A 24,918-nucleotide genomic window follows, 5' to 3' on the forward strand; every position below is an offset into this window, starting at 1 on the left:
GTGCCCACCCGGTTCGCGCACCCACGGGCGGCCAGCCCCGGAACAGGGCCAATCAGCGGTACCATCACACCCGCCGGACAGGCGGGCAGGGGCGCCGGATCCGCGGGGGCACCGGGCCGGTTACCCTTCACCCGCTTGGACGCAACGGGCACCGATGGCCTCCGGTTACGGTCCAGCCGGACCGACGACGCCGCGCCACTTCTAGAGATCAAGGGAGAGCGCTGATGCTCCAGGGCGACACCGCCCAGCCCTCCTCCCGCAGCGATGCGCCTTCGGAAACCGTCAGCACGATCGTGCTCGCCGCGGGTGAGGGCACCAGGATGCGATCGGCCACACCGAAGGTGCTGCACCGCCTCGCGGGCCGCCCGCTGGTCGAGCACGCCGTGCGCGCCGCGGCCGGGATCGACCCGGATGCGCTGGTGGTCGTGCTGGGCCACGGCCGGGACGCCGTCGCCGAGCACCTGACCGCCCTGGCCACCGCTGTCGACCGCCCGATCAGCGCTGCGGTGCAGGAGGAACAGCTCGGCACCGGGCACGCGGTCGCCTGCGGGCTCTCCGAGCTGCCCGCCGATCTCACCGGCACCGTGCTCGTCAGCTACGGCGACGTGCCGCTGCTGGACAGTGCCACGCTGCGCGGCCTGCTCGACGAGCACCGCGGTAGCGGCAACGCCGTCACGGTGCTGACCGCGGTGGTCGACGACCCGACCGGGTACGGCCGGATGCTGCGCGACGCCGACGGGCAGGTGCTCGGCATCGTCGAGCAGAAGGACGCCACCGCCGAGCAGGCCGAGATCACCGAGATCAACTCCGGGGTCTACGCCTTCGACGCGGAAGTCCTCGCCGACGCGCTCAAGCAGCTGTCCACCAACAACTCCCAGGGCGAGCTTTACCTGACCGATGTGCTGTCCATCGCGCGCGCCGACGGCCGCGCGGTCGGCGCGCTGGTCTGCGCCGATCCGTGGCTGGTCGAAGGCGTCAACGACCGGGTGCAGCTGGCACGCCTGGGCGCCGAGCTCAACCGCCGACTGCTGCTGCACTGGATGCGGGCCGGGGTCACGATCACCGACCCGAACTCGGTGTGGCTGGACTGCGACGTGGTGCTGGACCGCGACGTCCTGCTGGAGCCGGGCGTGCAGCTGCGCGGCGGCACCACCGTCGGCGAGGGCGCGACGGTCGGTCCGGACACCACGCTCACCGGTTGCGCGATCGAGGCCGGTGCTTCGGTGGTGCGCACCCACGCCGAGGGCGCCGAAGTGGGCCCGAACGCCAAGGTCGGGCCGTTCGCCTTCCTGCGCCCCGGCACCCGGCTGGCCGCCAGCGGCAAGATCGGCACCTTCGTCGAGACCAAGAACGCCTCGATCGGCGAGGGCACCAAGGTGCCGCACCTGACCTACGTGGGCGACGCGACGATCGGCGCGCAGAGCAACATCGGCGCCGCCACGATCTTCGTCAACTACGACGGGGTGGCCAAGCACCACACCGTGATCGGATCACACACCCGAACCGGTGCGGACAACATGTTCGTCGCCCCGGTCGAGGTCGGCGACGGGGCCTACACCGCCGCCGGCTCGGTGATCACCCAGGATGTCCCGCCGGGGGCGATGGCGGTCGCCCGCGGCAGGCAGCGCAACATCGAGGGCTGGGTGGCCAGGCGCCGTCCCGGCACCGCCGCAGACCAGGCCGCACAACAGGCTTTGGCGAATGAACAAACCACCAATCCGACGAAGGACGCCCAGTGACGGACGTCGACGGGGAGGGACGATGACCGTGAGTGCCATGTCTGCGACCCCGAAGAAGAGCCTGAAGCTCTTCTCCGGTAGCAGCCACCCGGAACTTGCCGAGGAGGTGGCCAAGCAGCTCGACGTAACGGTCACGCCCCAGGCTGCCTACAAGTTCGCCAACGGCGAGATCTTCGTGCGCTACGACGAGTCGGTGCGCGGTTGCGACGCCTTCGTCATCCAGTCGCACTGCACCCCGCTCAACGACGCCATCATGGAGCAGCTGATCATGGTGGACGCGCTCAAGCGCGCCAGCGCGAAGCGCATCACCGTGGTCATGCCGTTCTACGGCTACGCCCGCCAGGACAAGAAGCACAAGGGTCGGGAGCCGATCTCGGCGCGGCTGATGGCCGACCTGTTCAAGACCGCCGGGGCGGACCGGATCATGGCGGTGGACTTGCACACCGACCAGATCCAGGGCTTCTTCGACGGCCCGGTGGACCACCTGATGGCCCAGAAGCTGCTGGCCAGCTACATCCGCGACACCTACACCGGTGAGCAGATCACCGTGGTCTCCCCCGACTCCGGCCGGGTGCGGGTGGCGGAGAAGTGGGCCGACGAACTCGGCGGCACCCCGCTGGCGTTCATCCACAAGACCCGCGACCCCAGCAAGCCCAACCAGGTGGTGGCCAACCGGGTCGTCGGTGACGTCGAAGGTCGGCTGTGCGTGCTGGTCGACGACATGATCGACACCGGTGGAACCATCACCAAGGCCACCGAGCAGCTGTTGGCGGCCGGGGCGAAGGACGTCATCATCGCCGCCACCCACGCCGTGCTGTCCGGCCCGGCGGTGGAGCGGCTGTCGTCGTGCGGTGCCAAGGAGGTCGTGCTGACCAACACGCTGCCGATCGCCGACGAGCGGCGCTTCCCGAACCTCACGGTGCTCTCGATCGCCCCGCTGGTCGCGGAGGCCATCCACCAGGTCTTCGAGGACGGCTCGGTCACCAGCCTCTTCGACGGCCGCGCCTAACCCGATAGCAGCAAGAGTGAAGGGGCCCCTTTACCGGGTAAGGCGGTCAAAGGTGCCCTTCACTCGTTGACGATCACACGGTGGTGACGACCTCGTCGTAGTCGAGGCGGGGCAGGCGGTCGAACCAGGGGTTCTCGCCCGGCTTGCCGATGTTGACGACCACCAGCACCTGCTGCTTGCCGTCGGGGAAGAACTCCTTGTTGATCCCCGCCGGGTCGAGGCCCGCCATCGGGCCCGCAGCCAGACCGGCGGCGCGAATGCCGAGGATGAAGTACGCGACCTGCAGGCTCCCGTTGAGGTTCGCGTTCTGCTCGCGGAAGTCGTCGTCGGCGAAGATGTCCTTGGCGTTCGGCGCGTGCGGGAAGAGCCTCGGGAGGTTCTCGTGGAAGTCGGTGTCGGTGGCCAGGATCGCCACCAGCGGTGCCTTCTCGGTCTTGGCCCGGTTGCCCTCCACCAGGTGCGGCAGCAGGCGCTGCCGCCCCTGTTCGGAACGCACCAGCACGATCCGCAGCGGCTGCTGGTTCATCGAGGTCGGGCCCCACTTGACCAGGTTGTAGATGGCTTCGACCTGCTCGTCTGTGACCGGCTCGTCGCTGAAGGTGTTGGCGGTGCGGGCCTCGCGGAACAGCAGGTTCTGGGCGTCCGCGCCGAGCACCAGCTGCTCGGTCTGGTCGATCGCGGTCATGAATTCACTCCTGAAGTGGTCGGGTTCGGGGCGCAAGCCGGAGGTTGCCCCCGCGCCACGCGGGGCGGGGCGGCCTCGCCAATGCCAACATCTTTGATCCTTCAAGCATTCCGACGCGGATCGCCTGTAACCGGCATCACTCGAAGGTTCGTCGCCAGGAGACCTGTTCAGTAGCCGACGGTGAAGCGCTTGCGGCGGTGCGCGGGCTTTTCGAGTTCGTCGACGAACGCGATCGCGTAGTCGTCGCCGCTGATCGCCGAGTTGCCGTCGGCATCGGTGAGCAGCACCTCGTCACCGAGGCGGAACGAGCCGGTCCGCTCACCCGGCGCGTAGGCGCCGAAGTTCGCCGAGGGGCTGACGTAGAACCAGTCCACCTCGGGCGGCGCCGCCCGGAACGCGCCCAGCACCTCGGCGTGCGAGCTGGCTTCGGTCTTGAACGCCGCCGGGAACTCCGGGGTGTCGAGCAGCCGCGGACCGTCCTCGGCGACCCGCAGGCTGGCCGCGCCGCCCACGACACCGATCCGCAGGCCGTGCCGCCGCGCCGCGGCGAACAGCGTGGGCAACGCGTCGAGCAACTTCCGGCCGTCCTCCATCGGGCGCCCCGGCACCGAGACGATCAGCGCGTCGGCCCCCTCGGTCACGTCGAGCACGAACGACTCGTCGTGCAGCGAGCCCGCCGCCTTGGGCTCGGGCAACGACTCGACGTTGCGAGCCACGCCGACCACCTCGTGGCCGCGCTGCTGCGCCTCGCGCATGATCTTGCCGCCCGCGAAGCCGGTCGCGCCGAACAGAACAAGTCGCATCGCATCCTCCTGACGAACTGCCAACCGACGATAATCCTCAGCTACCAGTGACTTCAAAGCTCGCTGTGCTGCCTTCGAGCAACCATCGACCTGCGCCGACGCTCACGGCATCGAAATGGTGCCCGCAGCGCCCTGGGGGCGCGACTGCGACGAGGTCGGCGCGGCGCTCGGGTCACCCGTGCGAAAACGACTATGCAAGCACCGTTTAGACTATTCGGGTTGCCTCGGCGAGGTCGGGACGTTCGCCCGGCGTGATCGGCGCGGTGGCACGGTGGCCGCCGACCAGTTGGTCGGCGCACTGATGTCGCTCACGCCCCGGGTGCCCGTTCGGCACCGCGTCGAATTCACGCCAGTTGCGCGCCCCACTGCCGCAGGCCAGCGACCAGCCACGTTTCGCCCGACGTCATGAGGAGTGCACCACCGTGTCCGAGGTACGTATCGCCGTCGAACCGCGCACCGAGTTCGGCAAAGGCGCGGCTCGCCGCACCCGCCGCGCAGGCAAGATCCCCGCGGTGCTCTACGGCCATGGCTCCGACCCCAAGCACCTGTCCCTGCCCTCCGTGGAATTCGCCCGCGCCATCCGCGAGAACGGGCACAACGCGGTGCTGACGCTCGACGTCTCCGATGGGGACAGCGAGCTCGCGCTGACCAAGACCATTACCACGCACCCGATCAAGAACTACATCGAGCACGTCGACCTGCTGCTGATCAAGCGCGGCGAGAAGGTCACCGTCGCGGTGCCGGTGGTGCTCGCCGGTGAGGCCGGGCCCGGCGGCCTGGTCAGCCAGTCGCTCACCGAGGTCGAGGTCGAGGCCGACGTGCTGCACATCCCGGAGCAGCTGGAGCTGTCCATCGCGGGCGCCGAGATCGGCACCCAGATCCACGCCTCCGAGATCCCGCTGCCCACCGGCGTGACGCTGCAGTCCGACCCGGAGACGCTGGTCGTCAACATCACCGAGGCCGCCGCCGCGATGGCCGAAGAGGCCGCCCCCGCCGAGGCAGCCGAGGGTGGGGCCGCCGAGGAGGCCTGAGACCTCGACGTCGGGCGCATCGCGCGCTGTCCCGCTGGTCCGCTTCAGCGGGGCAGCGCGTTGCGTGCCTCGTAGAGCGGAGACTTCTTCTCGTGAGCACATCGGACGCGGTCGCGTTGATCGTCGGACTCGGCAACCCCGGCCCGCGTTACGTCGGAAATCGGCACAACATCGGTTTCCTGGTCGCCGACGAGCTCGCCGACCGGGTCGGTGGGAAGTTCAAGGCGCACTCCTCCGGCGCCGAGGTCGTCGAAGGACGGCTGGCCGGGGCGCGCGCCGTGCTGGTGAAGCCGCGTTCGTTCATGAACCTCTCCGGTGGTCCGGTGGCCGGCGCGGTGAAGTTCTACAAGACGCCACCGGAATCCCTGATCGTGATCCACGACGAGCTGGATCTGCCGTTCGGCACCATCCGGCTCAAGCGCGGTGGCGGCGAGAACGGCCACAACGGGCTGCGGTCGATCAGCAAGTCCATCGGCACCCGCGACTACCTGCGGGTTCGCTTCGGCATCGGTCGCCCGCCGGGCCGGATGGACCCGGCCGACTACGTGCTGAAGGACTTCTCCGGTACCGAGCGCAAAGAGCTCGCCTACTTCATCGACGTGTGCGCGGACGCCACCGAAGCCCTGGTGACCGACGGCCTCGAAGCCGCCCAGAACCGCTTCCACTGACCACCGCTCGTGAGCGGTCATCGCGGTGCGAACCGGAATTTCCACTCATGAGTTCGAGGTGGGGACGAAGGCCGCGGTGGCGGCTCGTTTGAGCTTTCCGGACGGCGTCTTGGGCAGGCTTCCGGGCCGCAGCACGACAACCGCGGACGGGCGGACGCCCACCGCGTCGACGATGCGCGCCGCGACTTCCTTGCGCAGCACCTTCTCCGCGGCCTCGTCGCCCGCCAAGCGCGACTCCAACACCACGGCGAACCGCTCGCGGCGGCTCCCGGCGTCCTGCCGGACCGCGGCCGCGTTGCCCGCCCGCACCCCCTCGACCTGGCAGGCGGCCCGCTCGATGTCCACCGGGTAGATGTTGCGGCCACCCATGATGATCACGTCCTTGCGTCGGCCGCAGATCACCACCTGCCCGTTGGTCAGGTAGCCCTCGTCCCCGGTGTCCAGCCACCCGGCGTCGTCCTGCGCGGCCAACGGCCCGTCCACGGTGAGGTAACCCGGGGTCACCGCCGTGCCCCGGATCCGCAGCCGCCCGACCTGCCGCTCACCGAGCTGACGGCCCGCGTCGTCGACGACATCGACCTCCAACCCCGGCAACGGGTCGCCCAGCAGCGCGAACCGCCGCGCCCGCTCGGCATCCGGGGACACCGGTTCGGCCCACCGCCGCTGCTCCAACGCGTCCGCGTCCACGACGTCGACCTCCAAGCCACGGCCCAACGGCGCGAACGACACCGCGAGCGTGGCCTCGGCCATCCCGAAGGCGCAGACCATGCAGTCCGAGCGGAGCCCGAACCGGGCACCGGCATCGATGAACGCCTGCGCCGCCGCCGGATCGATCGGTTCGGCGCCGTTGAGCGTGAATCGCAGGCTCGACAGGTCGAAGTCGCCGTCGTCGGCGCGGGCCATCCGGCGGGCGACGATGGCGTAGGCGAAGTTCGGCGCGGCGGTCACGGTCGCCCGGTGCCGACTGATCAGCTCGGGCCAGAGCAGCGGCCGGGCCAGGAAATCCGCCGGGGTGACCTTCACTGTCGACATCCCGATGGCCATCGGCACCGTCAGGCAACCGACCATCCCCATGTCGTGGAACAGCGGCAGCCAGGACACCGCGACATCGCGCTCCGGATCGAGCCCGGCAGCGGTGACCATCGCGCGCAGATTCGCGTGGAGGTTGCCGTGCGTGATCCGCACGGCTTTGGGTTCGGCGGTGGAACCACTGGTCAGTTGGAGCAGCGCGGTCGCGTCCTCAGCGACCTCGACCGGCGCGGCGAGCGGTTCGACGTCGTCGCCGCCGAGTCCCGCGAGGTTGCGGTACGGGATCGAGTTGTCCGCCAGCACTCCGGCCAGCTGCTCGAACGGAGGCCCCAGGAGCACCAACCGCGCGTCGATCATCTTGAGCACCCGAAGGGTGTCTTCGGCCCAGTGCGCGAGATCGGTGCGCGGGGTCGGCTGGTGCAGCATGGTCACGCTGCCGCCGCCGAGCCACACGGCCTGCACGGCCGGGGCGATCAGGCCGGGATCGGCGGCCAGGATCGCGACGGCGCGACCGGGCCCGAGATCCGCGCCAAGCGCACCGGCCATCCGCAGCGCGTCGGCGTGCACCTCGGCCCACGTCCGGAACCACGCACGCTCCGGCTCGCCCGTGGTGAGCCCGCGCGCGTGCTCCCCGACGTTGTCCCGCGCGGACGCCACGAGTGTCTCCACGAACCGACTCATGTGACGCAGCTTACGAGCTCCAAGATCTCCCGCACAGCACCACAAGCCCTGGACCGGGTCGGTTTGCCTTCCGGACCGATGTGGACCCAGACGTGGCGATCAGTCGAGCTGGTCAGCCAGCTCCATCCAACGGGTTTCGACCTCGTCCTTCTCCTGCTGCAGCGCGCGCAGTTCGGCGTTCAGCTCCGCCAACCGCTGCGGAACCGTCGCGGCCTCCGCGAGCTTCTCGTGCAGCACCTTCTCCCGCTGCGCGAGCTTGTCCAACTGCCGCTCGCAACGCGCCAGCTCCTTGCGCGCCGCATGCTCCTCCGCGCCGGAGAGCCCGCGCGGCTGCGACGCATCGGTCGCCTGCTTGCCGACGCTGGCTTCGACAGCGGAAAGCAGCGAATGCCGCCGCCGCAGGTACTCGTCGATACCGCCCGGCAGGTGCGTGAGCAGACCGTCGCCGAACAGCGCGTGCACGCTGTCGCACACCCGCTCCACCAGGTAGCGGTCGTGGGAGACCACCACCAGGGTGCCCGGCCAGCTGTCGAGCAGGTCTTCGAGCTGCTGCAGGGTGTCGATGTCGAGGTCGTTGGTGGGCTCGTCGAGGACCAGCACGTTCGGCTCGGCCATCAGCAGTCGCGCCAGCTGCAGGCGGCGGCGTTCGCCACCGGAGAGGTCCTCGACGGGCGTCCACTGCCGTCCCTTGCCGAACCCGAAGCGCTCGCCGAGCTGCGACGCGGACAACTCGTACTTGCCGAGGGTGACCCGCTCGGCGACGTCCTCGATCGCCTCCAGCACCCGCCAGTGACCGGGCAGGTCGTGCAGCTCCTGGGTCAGGTGCGCCAACCGCACCGTCTTGCCCGCGATGCGCCGGCCCGCATCGGGTTCGCGCTCACCGGCGAGCAGCTTCAGCAGCGTCGTCTTGCCGGAGCCGTTGACGCCCACCAAGCCGATCCGGTCTCCGGGGCCGATCCGCCAGGTGACGTCCGCCAACAGCGCCCGGTCGGCGATCCGCAGGTCGACGTCCTCCAGCTCCAGGACCGTCTTGCCGAGCCGCCGCTTGGCGAACGCGACCAGCTCCACCGTGTCGCGCGGCGGCGGCACGTCGGCGATCAGCGCTTCCGCGGCTTCCATCCGGTACCGGGGCTTCGAGGTCCGGGCCTTCGCACCGCGCTGCAACCAGGCGAGTTCCTTGCGCGCCAGGTTCTGCCGCTTCTCCTCGACCTGCTGCGCGATGCGGGCGCGCTCGGCGCGCGCGAAGATCCAGTCCGCGTAGCCGCCTTCGTACTGCTCCACGTTGCCCTGCACGATTTCCCAGGTGCGGTTGCAGACGGTGTCCAGGAACCAGCGGTCGTGGGTGACGATCACCAGCGCGCACTTGCGCTCCAGCAGGTGATCGGCCAGCCAGTGCACACCCTCGACGTCGAGGTGGTTGGTCGGCTCGTCGAGCACCAGCAGGTCGAGATCGCGGACCAGCGCCGCGGCCAACGCGACCCGACGGCGTTCCCCGCCGGAGAAATCGGCGACCGGGGTGTCGAGGCCGAGCCTGGTCATGCCGAGACCGGTGAGCACCGACCGCACGTGGGCGTCGGCGGCCCACTCGTGCTCGGCGGTGAAGCCGTGCGGATCGAGCACCGCGTTGCGCACCGTGGAGTCGGCGGGCAGTTCGGTGCGTTGCGTGACGACCGCCATCCGCACGTCGCGGGCGTGGCTCACCCGACCGCTGTCGGGTTCGGCGATACCGGCGAGCACTTCGAGCAGCGTCGTCTTGCCCCCGCCGTTGAGCCCGACGACCCCGATGCGCTCGCCCGCCGAGACACCGAGCGAAACAGCGTCCAAAAGCGGGCGCACTCCGTAGCTCTTGCTGACCGATTCCAGATTGACCAGGTTCACCATCGGGGGTTCGTCTACTCCATCAACTTCGTTGCGTGACCACGTGTGGGGGCAATTTCGCGAGGAATCGACGTTCACCCCGGTGAACGCGCAGTTCTCGGGAAATCGCGCCCCTAGGCGTGCACCTGGGGTGGGGTGGGGCGGTCGGCGCGGTCTTCGGAGACGATCCGGGCGCCGGGCACCGGACCGTGCGCGACCCGGACCGTGCGGCAGACCCCCGCACCGGAAAGCTCGGCCGCGACGCGCACCGCGGCGTCCGCGTCGGTGCAGAGGAAGGCGCAGGTGGGGCCCGAACCGGACACGATGCCCGCGAGCGCCCCCGCCTGCACGCCCGCGCGCAGCGTGCGGCGCAGTCCCGGCCGCAGCGACACCGCGGCCGCCTGCAGGTCGTTGCCCAGCAGCAGCGCGAGCTGCCGCGGGTCGCCGGAGGCCAGCGCCTCCAGCAGCGGTTCGACCTCACCGACCCGGTTCGGTCGCGACTCCGCCCGCAACCGGTCCAGTTCGGTGTAGACGCCGGGGGTGTCCAAGCCCCGGCGATCCAGCGCGATCACCCAGTGGAAGGTGTGCCGGGCCAGCACCGGCACGAGCCGCTCGCCGCGGCCGGTGCCCAACGCGGTACCGCCCTGCAACGAGAACGGGACATCGCTGCCCAACCGCGCGGCGATCTCGCTGAGCTCGTCGCGACCCAACTCCAGCCGCCACAGGTGGTTCAGCGCCAGCAGGGCCGCGGCGGCGTCGGCGCTGCCACCGGCCATCCCCCCGGCGACCGGGATGCCCTTGTTGATCGACAGCCGCACACCCGGTTCCTCCGGGTCCCGCCCGCTGTGCTCGGCGAGCAGCCGAACGGCCTTCCACGCCAGGTTGCTGGGGCCGGTGGGCACCGAATCCGCGCCGTCGCCGTGCACGTCGATGCCAGGTTCCTCGGCGACCAGCACGGTGACCTCATCGGTCATCGACAGCGCCTGGAACACGGTGACCAGCTCGTGGTAGCCGTCCGGACGGGGATCGCCGACCGAGAGGTGCAGGTTCACCTTGGCCGGGACGCGGACGGTAATGGGGGTAGGAACCACGGAGAGCACTCTTAGAGCGTACGTGCCCGGGAAAGCCCACCGCCGACTTCCCTGCGGCACACGCTCGCCAGAACGAGGTGAAGGGCACCTTTAACCGACTATGCCGGTCAAAGGTGCCCTTCACTCCCACAGAACCGCTCAGAACGCTGGGATGACGGCGACGCCGCCCCACTTCTGGTTGATGAAGTCCTTGACCTGCGGGGAGCGCAGCAGCTCGGCGAGCTTGAGGATCCGCGGATCCTTGGCCAGCGCCGGGGTGGTAACCAGGCCGTTGGCGTACGGGTTGTTCTCCGGGCTCTCCACGGCGATCGGGTTCTGCAGGTTGGCCTTGATCGCGTAGTTGCCGTTGACCACCGCAGCCGCCGCGTCCTCCACCGACCGCGGCAGCTGGTCCGGCGAGAGGTCCGTGAGCTGGATGTTCTTGGGGTTCTCGGCGATCGCGTCGGCCATCCTGGTGCCCACCGCGGCGTCCGGCTTGAGCTTGAGCAGCCCGCCGGTCTCCAACAGCTTCAGACCGCGGAACTGGTTCGCCGGGTCGTTGGACAGCGTGACCGTCGCGCCGCTCGGGATCTCCTGCAACGACTTGTACTGCTTGGAGTACGCCGCGAGCGGCTCCAGGTGCACGGCCTCGACCCAGGCGAAGTCACCGCCGCGCTGCTTGCGGTACTCGTCCAGGTAGGGCTGGTGCTGGAAGTAGTTCGCGTCGAGCTCGCCGTGCGTGAGGGCTTCGTTCGGCCGGTTGTAGTCGTCGAACTTCTCGATCTCGATGTCGATCCCGGCCTGCGGAGCCAGGTTGTCCTTGATGTACTGCAGGATCTCGCCGTGCGGGGTCGGGCTGACCCCGACCCGCAGCGGCGCATTCGGGTCCTCGGCGGCCGAGCCGCCGCCTCCGCACGCGGCCAACACCAGTCCGGCGGCGGCCACCAGGGCAGCGAAGCGCAAACGCATCAGTTGTGTCCTTTCTGGACAGAGCAGGAGAGGGTTGTGCGTGCGAAAGCGGGCTACGGCGGTTTCGCACGCATGAATGGTTGGGGGGCGAATGGCTAAGCAGCAGTGGTGCGGCGCCGGTCGACGAGTTTCGCGGTGCGATCGGTGATCAGCTGCATGGCGAAGGCCAGCACCCCGAGCACGACCACCGATCCGTACAGGATCCGGTCGTCGTAGCCCTGGTAGCCGTCCTGGATCGCGGTGGTGCCCAGTCCCCCGCCGCCGATCGCACCGGCCATCGCGGCGTAACCGATCAGCGCCACCGCGGTGACGCCGACCGCACCGACCAGCGCGGCTCGGGCCTCGCCGAGCAGCACCGTCCACACGATCCGCAGCCGAGAAGATCCGGTGGTGATCGCCGCCTCCACAACGGTGAAGCCGACCTCGCGCAACGCGTTCTGCGTCAACCGGGCGAAGAACGGGATGGCGCCGATGGTCAGCGGCACGATCACCGCGGTGCTGCCGATCGAGGTGCCGATCAACAGCCGGGTGAACGAGGCCAGCACCACCAGCAGCACCACGAACGGCACCGAACGCACCACGTCGACGACGACCCCGAGCACCCGGTACAGCACGGGTCTCGGGTTCAGGCCGACCGGCGAGGCGAGGTGCAGCAACACCCCGAGCGGCAAACCCCCGAGCACCGCCAGCAGGGTGGAGACCAGCACCATGTAGAGCGTTTCGACCGTCGCTTCGGCGAGTAGTTCGAAGACCTCCGACCAGGGGGTCACATCGGTCACGCAGCAACTCCGTCAACGCACACCGGAGCGCGTCGCACGTGCGCATCCCGCTCGATCATCCACTTCAGAGCCGCCTCGGCGCGCTCACCGGTCAGGCCGATCTTGAACTTCGCCACCGGCGTGTCCCCGAGGCGGGTGAGCCCGCCACCCAGGATCGCCAGCTCGACACCGAAGCGGCTGGCGGCTTCCGGCAGCAGCGCGCCAACCGCGGCGAACCCGACGAGCACGACCTCGGCGACGACGTCGTGCCGACCACCGGTCGGCTTGAGCGGCTCCGCCTGGTCGGTGTCGGGCAGCAGCGCCGAACCCACTCGGCTGCCCGGCGCGGCCACCAGGTCGATGACCTTGCCGTGCTCCACCACCCGGCCGCCCTCCAGCACCGCGACGTCGTCGGCGATCCTGCGGACCACCGCCATGTCGTGAGTGACCACCAGCACGGTGACACCCAGTTCGGCGCGGGCGCGGTCCAGCACCGTGAGCACCGAGTCGGTGGTGCCCGGGTCGAGCGCCGAGGTCGGTTCGTCGGCCAGCAGCACCGACGGCTTGGCGGCCAGCGCACGGGCCACCGCGACCCGCTGGCGCTGCCCGCCGGAGAGCTGGTCGGGGTAGACCGAGGCCTTGTCGGTCAGGCCCACGAGGTCCAGCAGCTCGCCCACCCGGCTGCGCCGCTGCGGGCCGGTCAACCCGGCCGCTTCCAGCGGCAACGCGATGTTTCCTGCGGCGGTGCGCTGCCGCAGCAGCGAATCACCCTGCGGCACCACGCCGATCTGCCGGCGCGCGGCGCGAAGCGCCTTGCCATCAAGGGAAACCAGGTCGGTGCCATCGACGCGGATGGCTCCGGCGTCCGGCTTCTCCAGCAGCGCGATGCAACGCGCCAGGGTGGACTTGCCGGCGCCGCTCGGGCCGACCACACCGCACACCGCACCGGCCGCGACCTCCATCGACACGCCGTCGAGGGCGCGGACGGTTCCGTTGTTGTGCTGGAAGGACTTGGTCAGGTTCTCGACTGTGATCACGATCGGCTCCACATCAGCTCGCGACGGCCGCGCACGCGGAAGCGGCGACAGGCCAAGGAACTTCGGACAGGGAGGAAGGGCTGGGTCACATCTCGCGACGACAGGCGGTGGTCGTCCGACGCCCGTGGTCGATGACGCGTCGCTGCGTCAGCAGCCTCCGGATGTGGCTTTGCCTCGATCGGGCCAGCTGACCTCGGGTTTGACCGGCAGGCGGGCTGGCTAACAGCGCGTTGGACTCCACAACAACTCCATCGGTCCTGGCGTTAGCACCTGCCCTGATCGGGTGGTTGCTGCGGCTTCGCTGAGCCAGGTCTCTCGGCCGCTCGGGATGGATTTCCCGAATAGTAGAACCCACTGGCGGATTCCAGCGCAAGTTGATAGCCGTCACTTTCCGAAATCGTTTGCCAAATCACACACCTGGACGAGCGGGAATTTTCCCGCCATACCAGGTGTTACCAGTGACTCCGTGTAATGGAAGTGCTTCGGTTGGCAAGCGTCCGGATGGGTGGTTCAGCGAGCGCTCTCGGCAGCCGCGGCCTCGGCGATGCGCGCGAAATCGCCGATCGACAACTGCTCGCCGCGCGCCGCCGGATCGACGCCCGCAGCACGTAGCACGGCCTCCGCCCGGCTCGCGGACCCGGCCCAGCCCGATAGCGCGGCGCGCAACGTCTTGCGCCGCTGGGCGAACGCGGCATCCACCACCCGGAAGACCTCCTGCCGCGACACCGTCGACGGCGGCGCGATGCGCCGGAACGAAACCAATCCGGAGTCCACATTGGGCACTGGCCAGAACACCTTGCGCGGCACCGGACCGGCGCGCCGCACATCGGCGAACCACGCCGCCTTGGCGCTCGGCACGCCGTAAACCCGGCTGCCCGGCTTCGCGGCCATCCGATCGGCGACCTCGGACTGCACCATGACCAGGCCGTGCACCAGGCTCGGCAGCTCGGCCAGCAGGTGCAGCACGACCGGCACCGCCACGTTGTACGGCAGGTTCGCGACCAGCGCTGTCGGTGGCTTCGCGAACTCCGCCGCGCGGACCCGCAGGGCGTCCGCTTCCAGCACGGTGAGCCGGTCGGCCAGCGCCGGAGCGAACTCGGCGGCGGTGCGCGGCAGCCGCGCCGCGAGCACCGGGTCGATCTCGACGGCGATCACCGCTCCGGCGGCAGGCAGCAGGGCGAGCGTCAGGGAGCCCAGCCCGGGGCCGACCTCCAGGACGACGTCGTCCAAGCCGACCGAGGCCGACGCCACGATGCGGCGCACCGTGTTCGGATCGTGCACGAAGTTCTGGCCGAGCTTCTTCGTCGGCCGGATGTCGAGTTCCTCGGCCAGCCGACGCACCTCGGCCGGGCCGAGCAGTGCCCCCTGCTGGTCGTCCACACCGAAAACCTACCCGCGCCCCGCCCCAACACCCCGACCAGGTGAAGCGTGAAGGGCACCTTCCACCAACTTACTTGGCAAAAGGTGCCCTTCACCCAACCAAACGGTCAGTCGAGGCCGAGTTTGGCGGAGCAGCCGGGCCAGGCGCCGTAGCTGCCGCCGCGTCCCGCGCGGACCTTCTCGGCGACCGAGATCTGCTGCTCGCGGCTGGCCTGGTGCGGGTACGGCGCGTACTCGTCGCCGCCGTAGGCGTTCCAGGTCGACTTGTCGAACTGGAGGCCGCCGTAGTAGCCGTTGCCGGTGTTGATCGCCCAGTTTCCGCCGGCCTCGCACTTCGCGAGCCGGTCCCAGACCGCGCTGTTCGGCGGCTCCTTGCCACCGACCCGCACGATCTTGGCCTGCGGCTCCTTGGTGACCTTCTCGCCGATGGCCTCCCGACCGGCCTCCTCGCCGTTGCGAGTGGTGACCCGGGTGACCACGATCTTCTCGCCGGGCACGCCGGGGAACTCCACCCGCTCCTCGCCCTTGAACATCGTGTCGTCGACGATCTCCTGCACCGGCGGCTCGACCGGCATGGTCACGTTGATCACCGTGGTGCCGTTGCGGTCGATGCGCACCTCGGCGCCGCTGACCAGCCGCTCATCGCCGCCCGGGGTGACCTTGTCCTCCGGGCCGAGCTGGAGGTTCTGCTCCTTGACCAGCTCGTCGATGTTCACGGCGGTGGTCGTCAGCTGCCGCGGCGCGTTCACCCCGTCGACGATGGTGATGTTCTTGCTCGTCTTGACGGTCAGCTCCATGCCCTGCTCGGGCACGGCCATGGTGCGGTCTGCGGACAGCCAGGCCCCGTCCGCCGGCACGCCGAGCTGGCGCAGCGCCTGGTCGACGGTGACCGAGCGGACCCACTCCTCGCGCTGTTCGCCGTCGACGTTGAGCTTCAGCAGTCGACCGCGGTCGAGGGTGATTGTGTCGCCGTGGCCGACCTTGGCTTGCGGCGTCGGGCTGAGCGCGTCGTGCGGGCCGACGGTGATGCCTTCGTCGGCGAGCACCTCGCCGACGGTCCCCTCGTAGGTGCTGACGGTGCGCTCGTGGCCGTCGACCTCGACGGTCACCGACTTGTCCATCGCGGCGGCCGCGCCGCCGGTGCCGGTGAGGGTGAGCAGCACGCCGGCCACCGCGCCCTTGAGGAACCGCCGCTTCCAGGAGGTGATCGCCTCGATGACCTCGGGCGGCGGGACGTCGTTCTCGTCGGCCTCCGGCAGCACGTCCGGGATGACCAGCGGCGGCAACACCGTGGTCTCGGCGTTGATGAGCCGGATGACCTCGTCGACGTCGATCTCGGCGGTAGCCAGCATGTCCTCGGCGTCCGGGCCGAGGACCTCGTAGATGTCCGCCGGGGTGATCTCCAGCGCGCCGGGCGGAAAGCTGGGGTGGTCTTCGGCCGGGTACCAGTCCGGTTCCGGGCGCTCCAAGAGCCCGACCGCGGTGTGCTGCTCAGTCGCTTGCACCGGGGTGAACCAGTCCGTTGCCGCGTCGAAGGAATCGGCCCAGTAGCCATCGGTCTGCCGGTAGGCATCACCGGGGTAGCTGGGCTCGCCACGTCCGTTCACAGGGTCGTTACCTCCCGAAGGCGGAAGTCGTGCTCGCGCGTTGTGGAACGGCGGTGGTGTTGGGCGAGACTCACGTCGTCGCGCAACTCCCTCGTCCCTTGCGGGCACACAACCTTCGTGCTTCGTGTCTGTATCCGACTCCCGTAGCCAAGCGCAGTCCTAGCTGACCGCGAGCGCCTTTGCTCGTGGCCGGCTTCCCCGACGTACACCGGCGAGACTTACGGGCGTTCCCCATGACTGGTTGTCATCGGTTACGAGGCCGAGACTCTAGCGTGATCAAGGGATGCAGCCAAGCACCCGGATCAAGCTTGTGATCTCGGTTACGCCGATTTGCCAGGCAGTTGACCACAACCAGTAAGCAAGATCGCCGCATTTGGTCCATTCGGGGGTACCTACAACGGGCCGTTAACAGGGCGGCCGACCGTATTCGTGACATATCACACGTCCGCCAACACTGTCCGCTGCCATGATCGATATCGCCCGGAACCGGGAAACGACGCGAGTCCGGCCCGAGCACGCTGCGCGCTCGGACCGGACTCGCCCTCCCCTCGCCCGTGGGATCCATGCCCCCGGAACGAGTTGCTCACCTCATAGCGGCAAGCCCAGCTTCCGCGCGCACGCCGGCCACGCGCCGAAACCGCCCTGGTCGGCCCGCAACGCCTCGGCGATGATGATCTGCTGCTCGCGCGTCGCCCGGTGCGGATACCGGCCGAACCGCTCGCCGCCGTAGGCGGCCCAGGTGCCGCGCTTGAACTGCAGGCCGCCGTAGTAGCCGTTGCCGGTGTTGGCCGCCCAGTTGCCACCGGACTCGCACTTCGCGAGCCGGTCCCAGACGCTGATGCGGGCGGTCGGCGGTTCTCCGGCGTTCGGCGACGCCGCCGCCAGCGGTGCACCACCGCAGAGCGCGATGGCCACCACCACAGTCGCTTTCGCGAAACAACCGAACTTCATGGCAATCCTGACTGCCGTACCTCCGGGCAGGCGGACCTCCGTCCAGCGGGCGGAGTTCGGGGCGTCCTCATCCCGGCTTCCACAGTGGACGGTAAGGGCGGTGTCGCGGACTGCAAGCGGGCGTGCGCGAACGCCGAATATCAAAGAACGGCGGGTGAGAAGACGTCAGGTGGGATTACGCCTGATCGAGGCGAAATACTCGCTCGGCCGTGGCAGTAGTCGCTACCACGAGTTCTTCCAGCGTCACCCCACGGAGTTCTGCAAGATCCCGGAGGGTGTAATTGGCACAATACGGCTCGTTCGGCCGTCCCCGGAACGGGTGCGGGGTCAGGAACGGCGCGTCGGTCTCCACCACCAGCTGCTCCACCGGGACCAGCCGCGCGGCCTCGCGGAGTTCCCCGGCATTGCGGAAAGTCGCTGTCCCGGCGAAGGAGAGCACGTACCCGGCGTCCACACAGGTCCGCGCGAAGGCGGCGTCCCCGGAGAAGCAGTGCATCACCACCGTCTGCGGGGCGCCTTCCTCGGCCAGGATCCGCAGGACGTCCTGGTGCGCCTCGCGGTCGTGGATCATCAGCGGTTTGCCGCAGCGCTTGGCCAGGTCGATGTGCCAGCGGAAGGCTTCCTGCTGGGGCTGTGGTGGCGAGTAGTCCCAGTAGTAGTCGAGTCCGGTCTCGCCGATCGCGACGACCCTCGGGTGCTCGGCGAGCTGCGCCAGCACCTGGCGGTCGGCGTCGTCGAAGTCCTTGGTCCGGGTGGGGTGCAGCGCCACCGCCGCGAATACCCGGTCGTCCCACGTGGCCGCCTCGACCGCCCACTGCGCGGCGGCGATGTCGTCGGCGACGGTCACCACCCGGCCGACTCCGGCGGCCTCCGCGCGATCCACCATGGCCCGCACATCCTCCGGGGTCTTCGCCCCGCACGCGTCGAGGTGGGTGTGCGCGTCGACGGCCGCAGCCGGGAGCGCCTCCGGCACCGGCGGCAGCTCCCGCCGCTTCTCGCGCTTGCTCATCGCACCTCCAACGCGGGTGAGGGGCACCCGTGACCCAGTAACTTGGTCACGGGTGCCCCTCACCTCGAAAGATCAGCTCTCGATCGGGGCCCATTCGGGGCCCGTTTCGCCGAGCTTCGGGTCGAGCTTGGCGAACAGCGGCGTCGGCTTCCGCAGCGGTCGGCCGACCTCGATCTCGGTGGACCGCCAGTTCGCCTGCTCGGCGGCGTAGTCGCCCATCAGCACCGGGTACTGGCTGCTCTCGTCGTCCAGATCGGACACTTCGCGGATCTCCGGCTGCGCCGCCCAGACCCCGGTGCCGCCGAGCAGCTCGTGGACCTGCTGCGCCGAGTGCGGCAGGAACGGGGTGAGCAGCGTGTTGGCGTCGGAGACGACCTGCAGCGCGGTGTGCAGCACGGCGTCCCGCCGGTCCGTGTCGTCCTTGAGCTTCCACGGTTCCTGATCGGACAGGTACTTGTTCGCCGCCGACACCACCCGCATCGACTCCTGCGCGGCGGCCTTGAACCGAGAGCGTTCGAGGTGTCCGCCGACCGTGCCGAAAGCGTTGCGGGCCAGCGTCTTCAGCTCTTCGTCAGCGGCCTGCGGCGCGGTCGGTGCGGGCACCGCACCGTTGTTCTTCGCGGCCATCGCGATGGAGCGGTTGACCAGGTTGCCCCACTCGTTGGCCAGCTCGAAGTTGGTGCGGCGAACGAACTCGTCCCAGGTGAAGTCGGTGTCCTGGTTCTCCGGACCGGCCACCGAGATGAAGTACCGCAGGGTGTCCGGGCCGAACTCGCGCAGGAAGTCCCGCACGTAGATCACCGTGCCCCGGGAGGTGGAGAACTTCGACCCGCTCATGGTGAGGAACTCGCTGGAGACGATCTCGTCCGGCAGGTTCAGCTCGCCGTACGGGCCGACCTCGCCGCCCCGGTCGCCGTGGCCGTTGTGGCCCATCAGCAGCGCGGGCCAGATCTGGGCGTGGAAGGTGATGTTGTCCTTGCCCATGAAGTAGTAGCCCTGCGCGGCCGGATCGGTCCACCACTGCTTCCAGGCGTCCGGCTGTCCGATCCGACGGGCCCACTCGACGCTGGCGGAGAAGTAGCCGATCACCGCGTCGAACCAGACGTAGAACCGCTTCATCGGCTGGTCGCGCCAGCCGTCCAGCGGAATCGGCACGCCCCAGTCCAGATCTCGGCTGATCGCCCGCGGCCGCATGTCCTCGACCAGGTTCTGGGCGAACTTCAGGACGTTGGGCCGCCAGTCGGTGCGGGTGGACAGCCACTTGCCCAGCGACTCGGTGAACCCGGGCAGGTCCAGGAACAGGTGCTCGGTCTCGACGAACTCCGGCTTCTCACCGTTGATCCGGGACACCGGGTTGATCAGATCGGCCGGGTCGAGCTGGTTGCCGCAGTTGTCGCACTGGTCGCCGCGCGCCCCGTCGTAACCGCAGATCGGGCAGGTGCCCTCGATGTAGCGGTCGGGCAGCGTGCGGCCGGTGGACGGGCTGATCGCGCCGGTGGTGGTCTTCGGCATGACGTAGCCGTTGCGGTACAGGGCCAGGAAGAGCTCCTGCACCACGTGGTAGTGGTTGGCCGTGGTGGTGCGGGTGAACAGGTCGTAGGACAGGCCCAAGCCCTGCAGGTCCTCGGCGATCAGCCGGTTGTACTTGTCCGCGAGCTGCCGGGTGGTCAGACCTTCTGCCTCGGCCTGCACCGAGATCGGGGTGCCGTGTTCGTCCGTGCCGGACACCATGAGCACGTTGTTGCCCGCCATGCGCTGGTAGCGCGAGAAGACGTCCGAGGGCACACCGAAGCCGGACACGTGGCCGATGTGCCGCGGACCGTTGGCGTAGGGCCAGGCCACAGCGGTCAACACAGAGGCACTCATGGCGTTCAGCCTACGGTTCGAGGGGGCGTGATCTCGAACGGGTTCTCGTTTGGCCGGGTGATCGCGACCGCCACCGCGACGCGATCACCCACCGACGCTGATCAGCACCGCACCGGCTGAGCGTTGGCCGGGTCGAGGGCGTTTAGCACCATGCGGCCGACGTGCGGGTTGAAGGCCACCGCGACGTGCTCGGCGAAGTCCGCCGGGCAGACGTCCTGCAGGACGATGTTGGTCGCGTTCGGCGCGTCCAGGTAGCCGCTGGTGTACGGGGTGACCACCTGGTCGTACTTCGTCATGATCGTCGTGTACTCGATGCCCGGCACCGCGGCGCCGCCCGCGTTGAGCTTGGTCATGAACTCGGAGTCCCTCGGAATTCGAAGGTGACGCCCCCATCGACAACGTCATCCCGACGGCCTAGTCCCAGGCGCGGCGGTGCCAGCACCGTTCCACATCGCGAAACCAGCGGTCGGAAGCTCGCACGCCTCGGTTCCGGTGGCGGCGAAGGTGCCCCTCATCACCCTGTGGTGCCGCACAGTTCGTGTGGCGCGGGTTCGGGAGCGGGTGGCGGGTCAGGCGAGGTCGGCGCGGAAGAAGTCGACATTGTACGGACCCCACTGGGTCAGCGTGAAGTAGATCGCCGGTCGGTCCGCCGCCCACGGGTGCTGGAATCCGCCGTAGAGCGCCGGGTATTCGGCCCCGGACACCACGATCTCGCCGTCGGTCCACGGCCCGGTCAGCTCCGACGCGGTGCGCAGCACGATCGCCGCGCGGTGCTCGTCGAGGTGCACCGCGAACCAGCGATCGAAATACCGGTTGTACTGCACCGAAAGCTCGGCCACCGGCGCGCGCAGCACCGGCGCGGCCGCGAACGGATCGGCACCCCAACCGGACCCGGTCCAGTACTCGTACGCCGCCGGTTCGAGCAGGTCATCGGCACCGACGCGGGCGAGGTGCCCGGCGCCGAACCGCCCGCTCGGAGTGCCCAGCAGGTACACCCGGCGATCCACCACGCCCGCGAAACCGATCATCTGGAACGGCTGTCCGCCCTGGTCGCGCCGCCGGAACCGACTCAGCCACCCCTGCCGCCGATTCGGCCACACCGCAGTCGCCGACTTCGTCCAGGTGCGCCCGCCGTCGTCGGAGTAGGCGAGCGCGCCGTAGTTGGTGTGCCAAACGCCCGGCAGCCCCCAGTGCCGGACCGACATGTAGTGCAGGAAGTTGCGGCCGCCGACGGCGATGCCCGCGGTGGGGATCACGGTGTGCTCGGACGCGCCGGTGGTGTCGCCGGGCAGCACCTGACCGGCCATGCCGTCCTCGCGCCGCAGCACCGAATCGAACTTCAGCCCCGCGTCGAGATCGGTGTTGGTGGACCGCGCGATCACGTTGTACCGCCAGTCGGCGTGCGCCGGACCGGCCCCGTGGCCGCCCCAACCGGCGCCGTAGGTGTCGCCGAACGCCGCGAGCACACCGCCCCGACCGTCGTCCCACATGATCCCGAGGTCCGTGGCATGGATGCCGAAGCGGCTCGCCGTGCGGTTGCAGGAGTCTTCACCGGTGATCCTCGTGATCCTCGTCGCACCGACCACATGCACCATGCCGCCACGGTACGTGGCCGCCCGGGCGCCCAACCCGTGGCAATTCGGGCGAAACCGCCAGGCCGTGAACGAGACGTCCCGAGGACGAACCCTGGTCCGGGACACCTGGCTGGATGCGGTGCGCAGTCATACTTGCCGCGTGCCGGTCTTCACCCGTTCGATCGACGGCGACGCGAGCGCTGCGCAGGTGCTGCGGCGCCTCGCGGTCCGCGCACGTCGCCGCGGCCTGCCGCCGCCCGCCGCGCTCACCGGCGACTGGTTCGGCGGCTGCGCCGTCCTCGCGCCTTCGGTCCGGATCGACGCGGTTCCGCCGGAGCGGGCGTTGCGCACCGCGGACACACCGTCGACGGCGGCGGAGCCGGGCCCGGTCGGCGGTGGCTGGATCGGCTACCTCGGCTACGGCCTCACCGATCCGGGACGGCAGACCCAGTCCCGGCGACTGCCGACAGCGGCGTGGGGCTGGACCGATCACGTGCTGCGCCGCGAAGCGAGCGGGCAGTGGTGGTTCGAGTCGCTGGACGCCGCGGAGCCGGGATTGGTCGCCGAGCTCGTCGAGCTGGTCGCCGCGGGCGACCTGCCTCGGGCGCGGTGGGAGGCGGGGCCGGTCGACGGACCGGATGCCGACCAGCACGGCAAAGCCGTGCGCGGATGCGTGGAGGAGATCGCCGCGGGCGAGATCTTCCAGGCCAACATCTGCAGCCGGTTCGAGGTGCCGTTCCGGGGCGATCCGCTTGAGGTGTTCGCGGCCGGTAGCGACCGGTTGCAGCCCGCGCGGGCGGCGTACGTGGCCGGGATGTGGGGTGCGGTCGCGTCGTTGTCGCCGGAGTTGTTCCTCGCCAGACATGGCCGGGTGGTGCGTTCCAGCCCGATCAAGGGCACCCTGCCGCGCCGCGGCCCGCACGACGACGGCAACGCCGAGCTGCTCCGATCGTCCACGAAGGACATCGCGGAGAACGTGATGATCGTGGACATGGCCCGCAACGACCTCGGGCGGGTCGCCGAGGTGGGGCGGGTGACGGTGCCCCGGCTGCTGGACGTGCAGCCGCATCCAGGCGTGTGGCACCTGGTTTCGGACGTGCGGGCGGAGGTTGCCGAGGGCTTGGCGAATTCGGCGCTGCTGTCGGCGGCTTTCCCACCGGCTTCGGTGACCGGCGCGCCGAAGGTGCGGGCGCTGGAGGTGATCGCGGACCTGGAATCGCAGCCGCGCGAGGTCTACTGCGGTGCGGTCGGCATGGTCTCGCCCGTCGCGGGCCTCGAACTCAACGTCGCCATCCGCACCCTGGAGTACGCCGACGGCGTGCTGCACCTGGGCGTCGGCGGCGGGATCACCGCGGATTCCGACCCGGAACGGGAATGGCAGGAAGTACTCACCAAAGCCGCCCCGATCCTGTCCCTACTAGACGGATGAGCCCCACCCCGTCTGACACGCGGATAGCACCCGGCGCTCCGATCGGGTGAGAGGTGAAGGGCACCTTTCGCCAAGTAAGTTGGTAAAAGGTGCCCTTCACCCTGCCCTCGTGGTGGGCCCTCGTGGTGGGCCCTCGTGGTGGGCCCTCGTGGTGGGCCCTCGTGGTGGGCCCTCGTGGTGGGAACGTGCGGTGTTTGGTCAGCTGATCAGGGTTAGGGCTTGTTCGGTGGTGACGCAGCCCGCTGTGGCGAGGTCGAGGTTCGCGAGGGATGCGGTGTGCACCGCTTCGTCGGCAGCGGCGACGCAGTCGCGCACGACGTGCGCGGTGAAGCCGAGGTCGGTGGCGTGCCTGGCGGTCTGCTCGACGGTGAGGTTGGTGGCCACACCGGTGATCAACAGGGTGTCGATGCCGCGTTCGGTCAGCGCGGATGCGAGACCGCTGCCCGCCAGCCCGGAAAGCTTCTGGTTGTCCACGGTTCGTCCGTCCAGTTCGGACATCTCCGGGATCAGCGCGGCGCCCGGCGCATCCGGCCGGAAGGATTCCTGCGCATCGCCGACGGCACGCATGAACCCGGTGTTGCGCACCAACGCACCTTCGCCCACCGGCACGGTGAACCGGATGAACACGAGCTCGGCCCCGGCGTCCCGGGCCGCCCGGTGGAACCGGACCGCACGAGCCACGACGCCGCTGCGGGCGACGGGCTCGGCGAGCATCCCGCCGAAGAAACCCTCCGGCTTCACCACGTTTACCTGCCAGTGCAGGGCGAGAACAGCAGTGCGCATCCGCGATCTTGCCGCACACGACCAGCGCCGGGCAGCCGAATTCAGCGACGGGCTTCGAGAACGGCGTCGTAGAGCTCCTTCTTCCGGACGCCCGCGAGCTCCGCGACCTCCGCCACCGCGTCCTTCAGGCGCACGCCCTCGGCGGCGCGCTCCTCCACCTGCGCCACCAGCTGCGCCGGATCGGTGGCCACCGGCTCGGCGCCGCCGAGCACCACGGTGATCTCGCCGCGCACGCCTTCGGCGGCCCAGGCGGCGAGCTCCGCGAGGCTGCCGCGGCGGATCTCCTCGTAGGTCTTGGTCAGTTCGCGGCAGACCGCCGCACGCCGCTGGCCGCCGAGCACCTCGACCGCATCGACCAGGGTGTCGGCGAGCCGGTGCGGCGCCTCGAAGAACACGCAGGTGCGATCTTCGGCGACGAGCCTGCCGAACCAGCGGCGCCGCTCCCCCGACTTGCGCGGCGGGAACCCCTCGAAGCAGAACCGGTCCGACGGCAGCCCGGACACCGCCAAGGCGGTGGTGACCGCGGACGGACCAGGCAGGCAGGTCACCGGCAACCGCTCGGCGACGCAGGCCGTCACCAGCCGGTATCCCGGGTCGGACACGCTGGGCATCCCGGCATCGGTGACCAGCAGCACGTCCCGGCCCGCGCGCAGCGCGTCCAGCAGCATCGGCAGCCGCGCCGACTCGACCGCCTCGTAGTAGCTGACCACCTTGCCGCCGGGTGTCACGCCCAGCGCGCTGGCCAGCGCGCGCACCCGCCTGGTGTCCTCGGCGGCGATGACGTCGGCCGAGCCGAGGGCGTCGACCAGGCGTGCCGAGGCGTCGCGCGCATCGCCGAGCGGGGTGGCGGCTAGCAGCAGCGTGCCGGTGTCCATAACCGCACAGCGTATTTCCGCGAACCGGCCGGGTGCGGCCCGCCCACTGCCTAGACTCGGGTTCGCCGCCGAACCGAACGGGCCACCTGCACCGGCCGGGCCCCCGGC

22 protein-coding genes and 1 riboswitch are annotated in these 24,918 nt (G+C 69.7%); of the genes, 5 read left to right on the forward strand and 17 right to left on the reverse strand.

What is annotated here, in order from left to right; genetic code table 11:
* Positions 1 to 224: 224 nt before the first annotated feature.
* Both glmU and ACTWQN_RS35275 read left to right on the forward strand, forming a co-directional pair.
* On the forward strand, positions 225 to 1,739 hold the full coding sequence (glmU, locus tag ACTWQN_RS35270; protein ID WP_443208006.1) for a bifunctional UDP-N-acetylglucosamine diphosphorylase/glucosamine-1-phosphate N-acetyltransferase GlmU: 1,515 nt from the start codon (positions 225 to 227) through the stop codon (positions 1,737 to 1,739).
* Positions 1,740 to 1,767: 28 nt separating this feature from the next.
* The gene (locus ACTWQN_RS35275; protein WP_504230374.1) at positions 1,768 to 2,748 is read left to right on the forward strand and encodes a ribose-phosphate diphosphokinase; all 981 of its coding nucleotides are present in this window, start codon (positions 1,768 to 1,770) and stop codon (positions 2,746 to 2,748) included.
* Positions 2,749 to 2,821: 73 nt separating this feature from the next.
* On the opposite strand, the gene ACTWQN_RS35280 is transcribed toward ACTWQN_RS35275, so the two are convergent.
* Both ACTWQN_RS35280 and ACTWQN_RS35285 read right to left on the reverse strand, forming a co-directional pair.
* Positions 2,822 to 3,433 (reverse strand): malonic semialdehyde reductase, encoded by a 612-nt coding sequence (locus ACTWQN_RS35280; RefSeq protein WP_443208007.1) that lies wholly within the window; start codon positions 3,431 to 3,433, stop codon positions 2,822 to 2,824.
* A gap of 167 nt (positions 3,434 to 3,600) precedes the next feature.
* Positions 3,601 to 4,236, reverse strand: a complete 636-nt coding sequence (locus ACTWQN_RS35285; protein WP_443208008.1) for an NAD(P)-dependent oxidoreductase — start codon at positions 4,234 to 4,236, stop codon at positions 3,601 to 3,603.
* Positions 4,237 to 4,658: 422 nt separating this feature from the next.
* Here ACTWQN_RS35285 and ACTWQN_RS35290 point away from each other — a divergent pair, with 422 nt between their 5' ends.
* On the forward strand, positions 4,659 to 5,267 hold the full coding sequence (locus ACTWQN_RS35290) for a 50S ribosomal protein L25/general stress protein Ctc (protein WP_443208009.1): 609 nt from the start codon (positions 4,659 to 4,661) through the stop codon (positions 5,265 to 5,267).
* A gap of 92 nt (positions 5,268 to 5,359) precedes the next feature.
* Complete coding sequence (gene pth, locus ACTWQN_RS35295; RefSeq protein WP_443208010.1) at positions 5,360 to 5,935, forward strand: aminoacyl-tRNA hydrolase; 576 nt, start codon at positions 5,360 to 5,362, stop codon at positions 5,933 to 5,935.
* A gap of 45 nt (positions 5,936 to 5,980) precedes the next feature.
* On the opposite strand, the gene ACTWQN_RS35300 is transcribed toward pth, so the two are convergent.
* The 13 genes from ACTWQN_RS35300 to ACTWQN_RS35360 form a co-directional block, all read right to left on the reverse strand.
* Positions 5,981 to 7,645 carry a fatty acyl-AMP ligase gene (locus ACTWQN_RS35300; protein ID WP_443208011.1) on the reverse strand — a complete coding sequence of 555 codons (1,665 nt, stop codon included), beginning with the start codon at positions 7,643 to 7,645 and terminating at the stop codon, positions 5,981 to 5,983.
* A 99-nt stretch (positions 7,646 to 7,744) separates the two neighbouring features.
* Positions 7,745 to 9,526: an ABC-F family ATP-binding cassette domain-containing protein gene (locus tag ACTWQN_RS35305; RefSeq protein WP_443208012.1), complete on the reverse strand. Its 1,782-nt coding sequence runs from the start codon at positions 9,524 to 9,526 to the stop codon at positions 7,745 to 7,747.
* Positions 9,527 to 9,636: 110 nt separating this feature from the next.
* Positions 9,637 to 10,593: a 4-(cytidine 5'-diphospho)-2-C-methyl-D-erythritol kinase gene (locus tag ACTWQN_RS35310; protein ID WP_443208013.1), complete on the reverse strand. Its 957-nt coding sequence runs from the start codon at positions 10,591 to 10,593 to the stop codon at positions 9,637 to 9,639.
* A 138-nt stretch (positions 10,594 to 10,731) separates the two neighbouring features.
* Entirely contained in the window at positions 10,732 to 11,541 is an 810-nt protein-coding gene (locus tag ACTWQN_RS35315; RefSeq protein WP_443208014.1) for a MetQ/NlpA family ABC transporter substrate-binding protein, read from the reverse strand.
* Between the two features lie 95 nt (positions 11,542 to 11,636).
* On the reverse strand, positions 11,637 to 12,320 hold the full coding sequence (locus ACTWQN_RS35320) for an ABC transporter permease subunit (protein WP_443208015.1): 684 nt from the start codon (positions 12,318 to 12,320) through the stop codon (positions 11,637 to 11,639).
* Entirely contained in the window at positions 12,317 to 13,336 is a 1,020-nt protein-coding gene (locus ACTWQN_RS35325; protein ID WP_443208016.1) for a methionine ABC transporter ATP-binding protein, read from the reverse strand. The genes ACTWQN_RS35320 and ACTWQN_RS35325 overlap by 4 nt, the downstream gene beginning before the upstream one ends.
* Before the next feature lie 245 nt (positions 13,337 to 13,581).
* A riboswitch (SAM riboswitch) is annotated at positions 13,582 to 13,671 on the reverse strand.
* 175 nt (positions 13,672 to 13,846) lie between these two features.
* The gene (rsmA, locus tag ACTWQN_RS35330; RefSeq protein ID WP_443208017.1) at positions 13,847 to 14,716 is read right to left on the reverse strand and encodes a 16S rRNA (adenine(1518)-N(6)/adenine(1519)-N(6))-dimethyltransferase RsmA; all 870 of its coding nucleotides are present in this window, start codon (positions 14,714 to 14,716) and stop codon (positions 13,847 to 13,849) included.
* Positions 14,717 to 14,823: 107 nt separating this feature from the next.
* Complete coding sequence (locus tag ACTWQN_RS35335) at positions 14,824 to 16,323, reverse strand: resuscitation-promoting factor (protein WP_443208018.1); 1,500 nt, start codon at positions 16,321 to 16,323, stop codon at positions 14,824 to 14,826.
* 588 nt (positions 16,324 to 16,911) lie between these two features.
* Positions 16,912 to 17,274, reverse strand: a complete 363-nt coding sequence (locus ACTWQN_RS35340; protein ID WP_443208019.1) for a transglycosylase family protein — start codon at positions 17,272 to 17,274, stop codon at positions 16,912 to 16,914.
* A 175-nt stretch (positions 17,275 to 17,449) separates the two neighbouring features.
* Positions 17,450 to 18,283, reverse strand: a complete 834-nt coding sequence (locus ACTWQN_RS35345; RefSeq protein WP_443208020.1) for a TatD family hydrolase — start codon at positions 18,281 to 18,283, stop codon at positions 17,450 to 17,452.
* A 72-nt stretch (positions 18,284 to 18,355) separates the two neighbouring features.
* Entirely contained in the window at positions 18,356 to 20,149 is a 1,794-nt protein-coding gene (metG, locus tag ACTWQN_RS35350) for a methionine--tRNA ligase (RefSeq protein WP_443208021.1), read from the reverse strand.
* 101 nt (positions 20,150 to 20,250) lie between these two features.
* Positions 20,251 to 20,502, reverse strand: a complete 252-nt coding sequence (locus tag ACTWQN_RS35355) for a hypothetical protein (protein ID WP_443208022.1) — start codon at positions 20,500 to 20,502, stop codon at positions 20,251 to 20,253.
* A 216-nt stretch (positions 20,503 to 20,718) separates the two neighbouring features.
* On the reverse strand, positions 20,719 to 21,744 hold the full coding sequence (locus ACTWQN_RS35360) for a glycoside hydrolase family 183 protein (RefSeq protein ID WP_443208023.1): 1,026 nt from the start codon (positions 21,742 to 21,744) through the stop codon (positions 20,719 to 20,721).
* Between the two features lie 139 nt (positions 21,745 to 21,883).
* Between ACTWQN_RS35360 and ACTWQN_RS35365 the strand changes: the two genes are divergently transcribed.
* Entirely contained in the window at positions 21,884 to 23,152 is a 1,269-nt protein-coding gene (locus tag ACTWQN_RS35365; RefSeq protein WP_443208067.1) for an aminodeoxychorismate synthase component I, read from the forward strand.
* 198 nt (positions 23,153 to 23,350) lie between these two features.
* Here ACTWQN_RS35365 and ACTWQN_RS35370 read toward each other — a convergent pair whose 3' ends face one another.
* Together ACTWQN_RS35370 and rsmI are read right to left on the reverse strand one after the other, a co-directional pair.
* Entirely contained in the window at positions 23,351 to 23,935 is a 585-nt protein-coding gene (locus ACTWQN_RS35370) for a cysteine hydrolase family protein (protein ID WP_443208024.1), read from the reverse strand.
* A 41-nt stretch (positions 23,936 to 23,976) separates the two neighbouring features.
* The gene (gene rsmI / locus ACTWQN_RS35375; RefSeq protein ID WP_443208025.1) at positions 23,977 to 24,810 is read right to left on the reverse strand and encodes a 16S rRNA (cytidine(1402)-2'-O)-methyltransferase; all 834 of its coding nucleotides are present in this window, start codon (positions 24,808 to 24,810) and stop codon (positions 23,977 to 23,979) included.
* Between the last annotated feature and the right edge of the window lie 108 nt (positions 24,811 to 24,918).

The sequence above is a fragment of the Saccharopolyspora antiqui genome (assembly GCF_052246905.1).
Classification (GTDB): Bacteria; Actinomycetota; Actinomycetes; order Mycobacteriales; family Pseudonocardiaceae; genus Saccharopolyspora.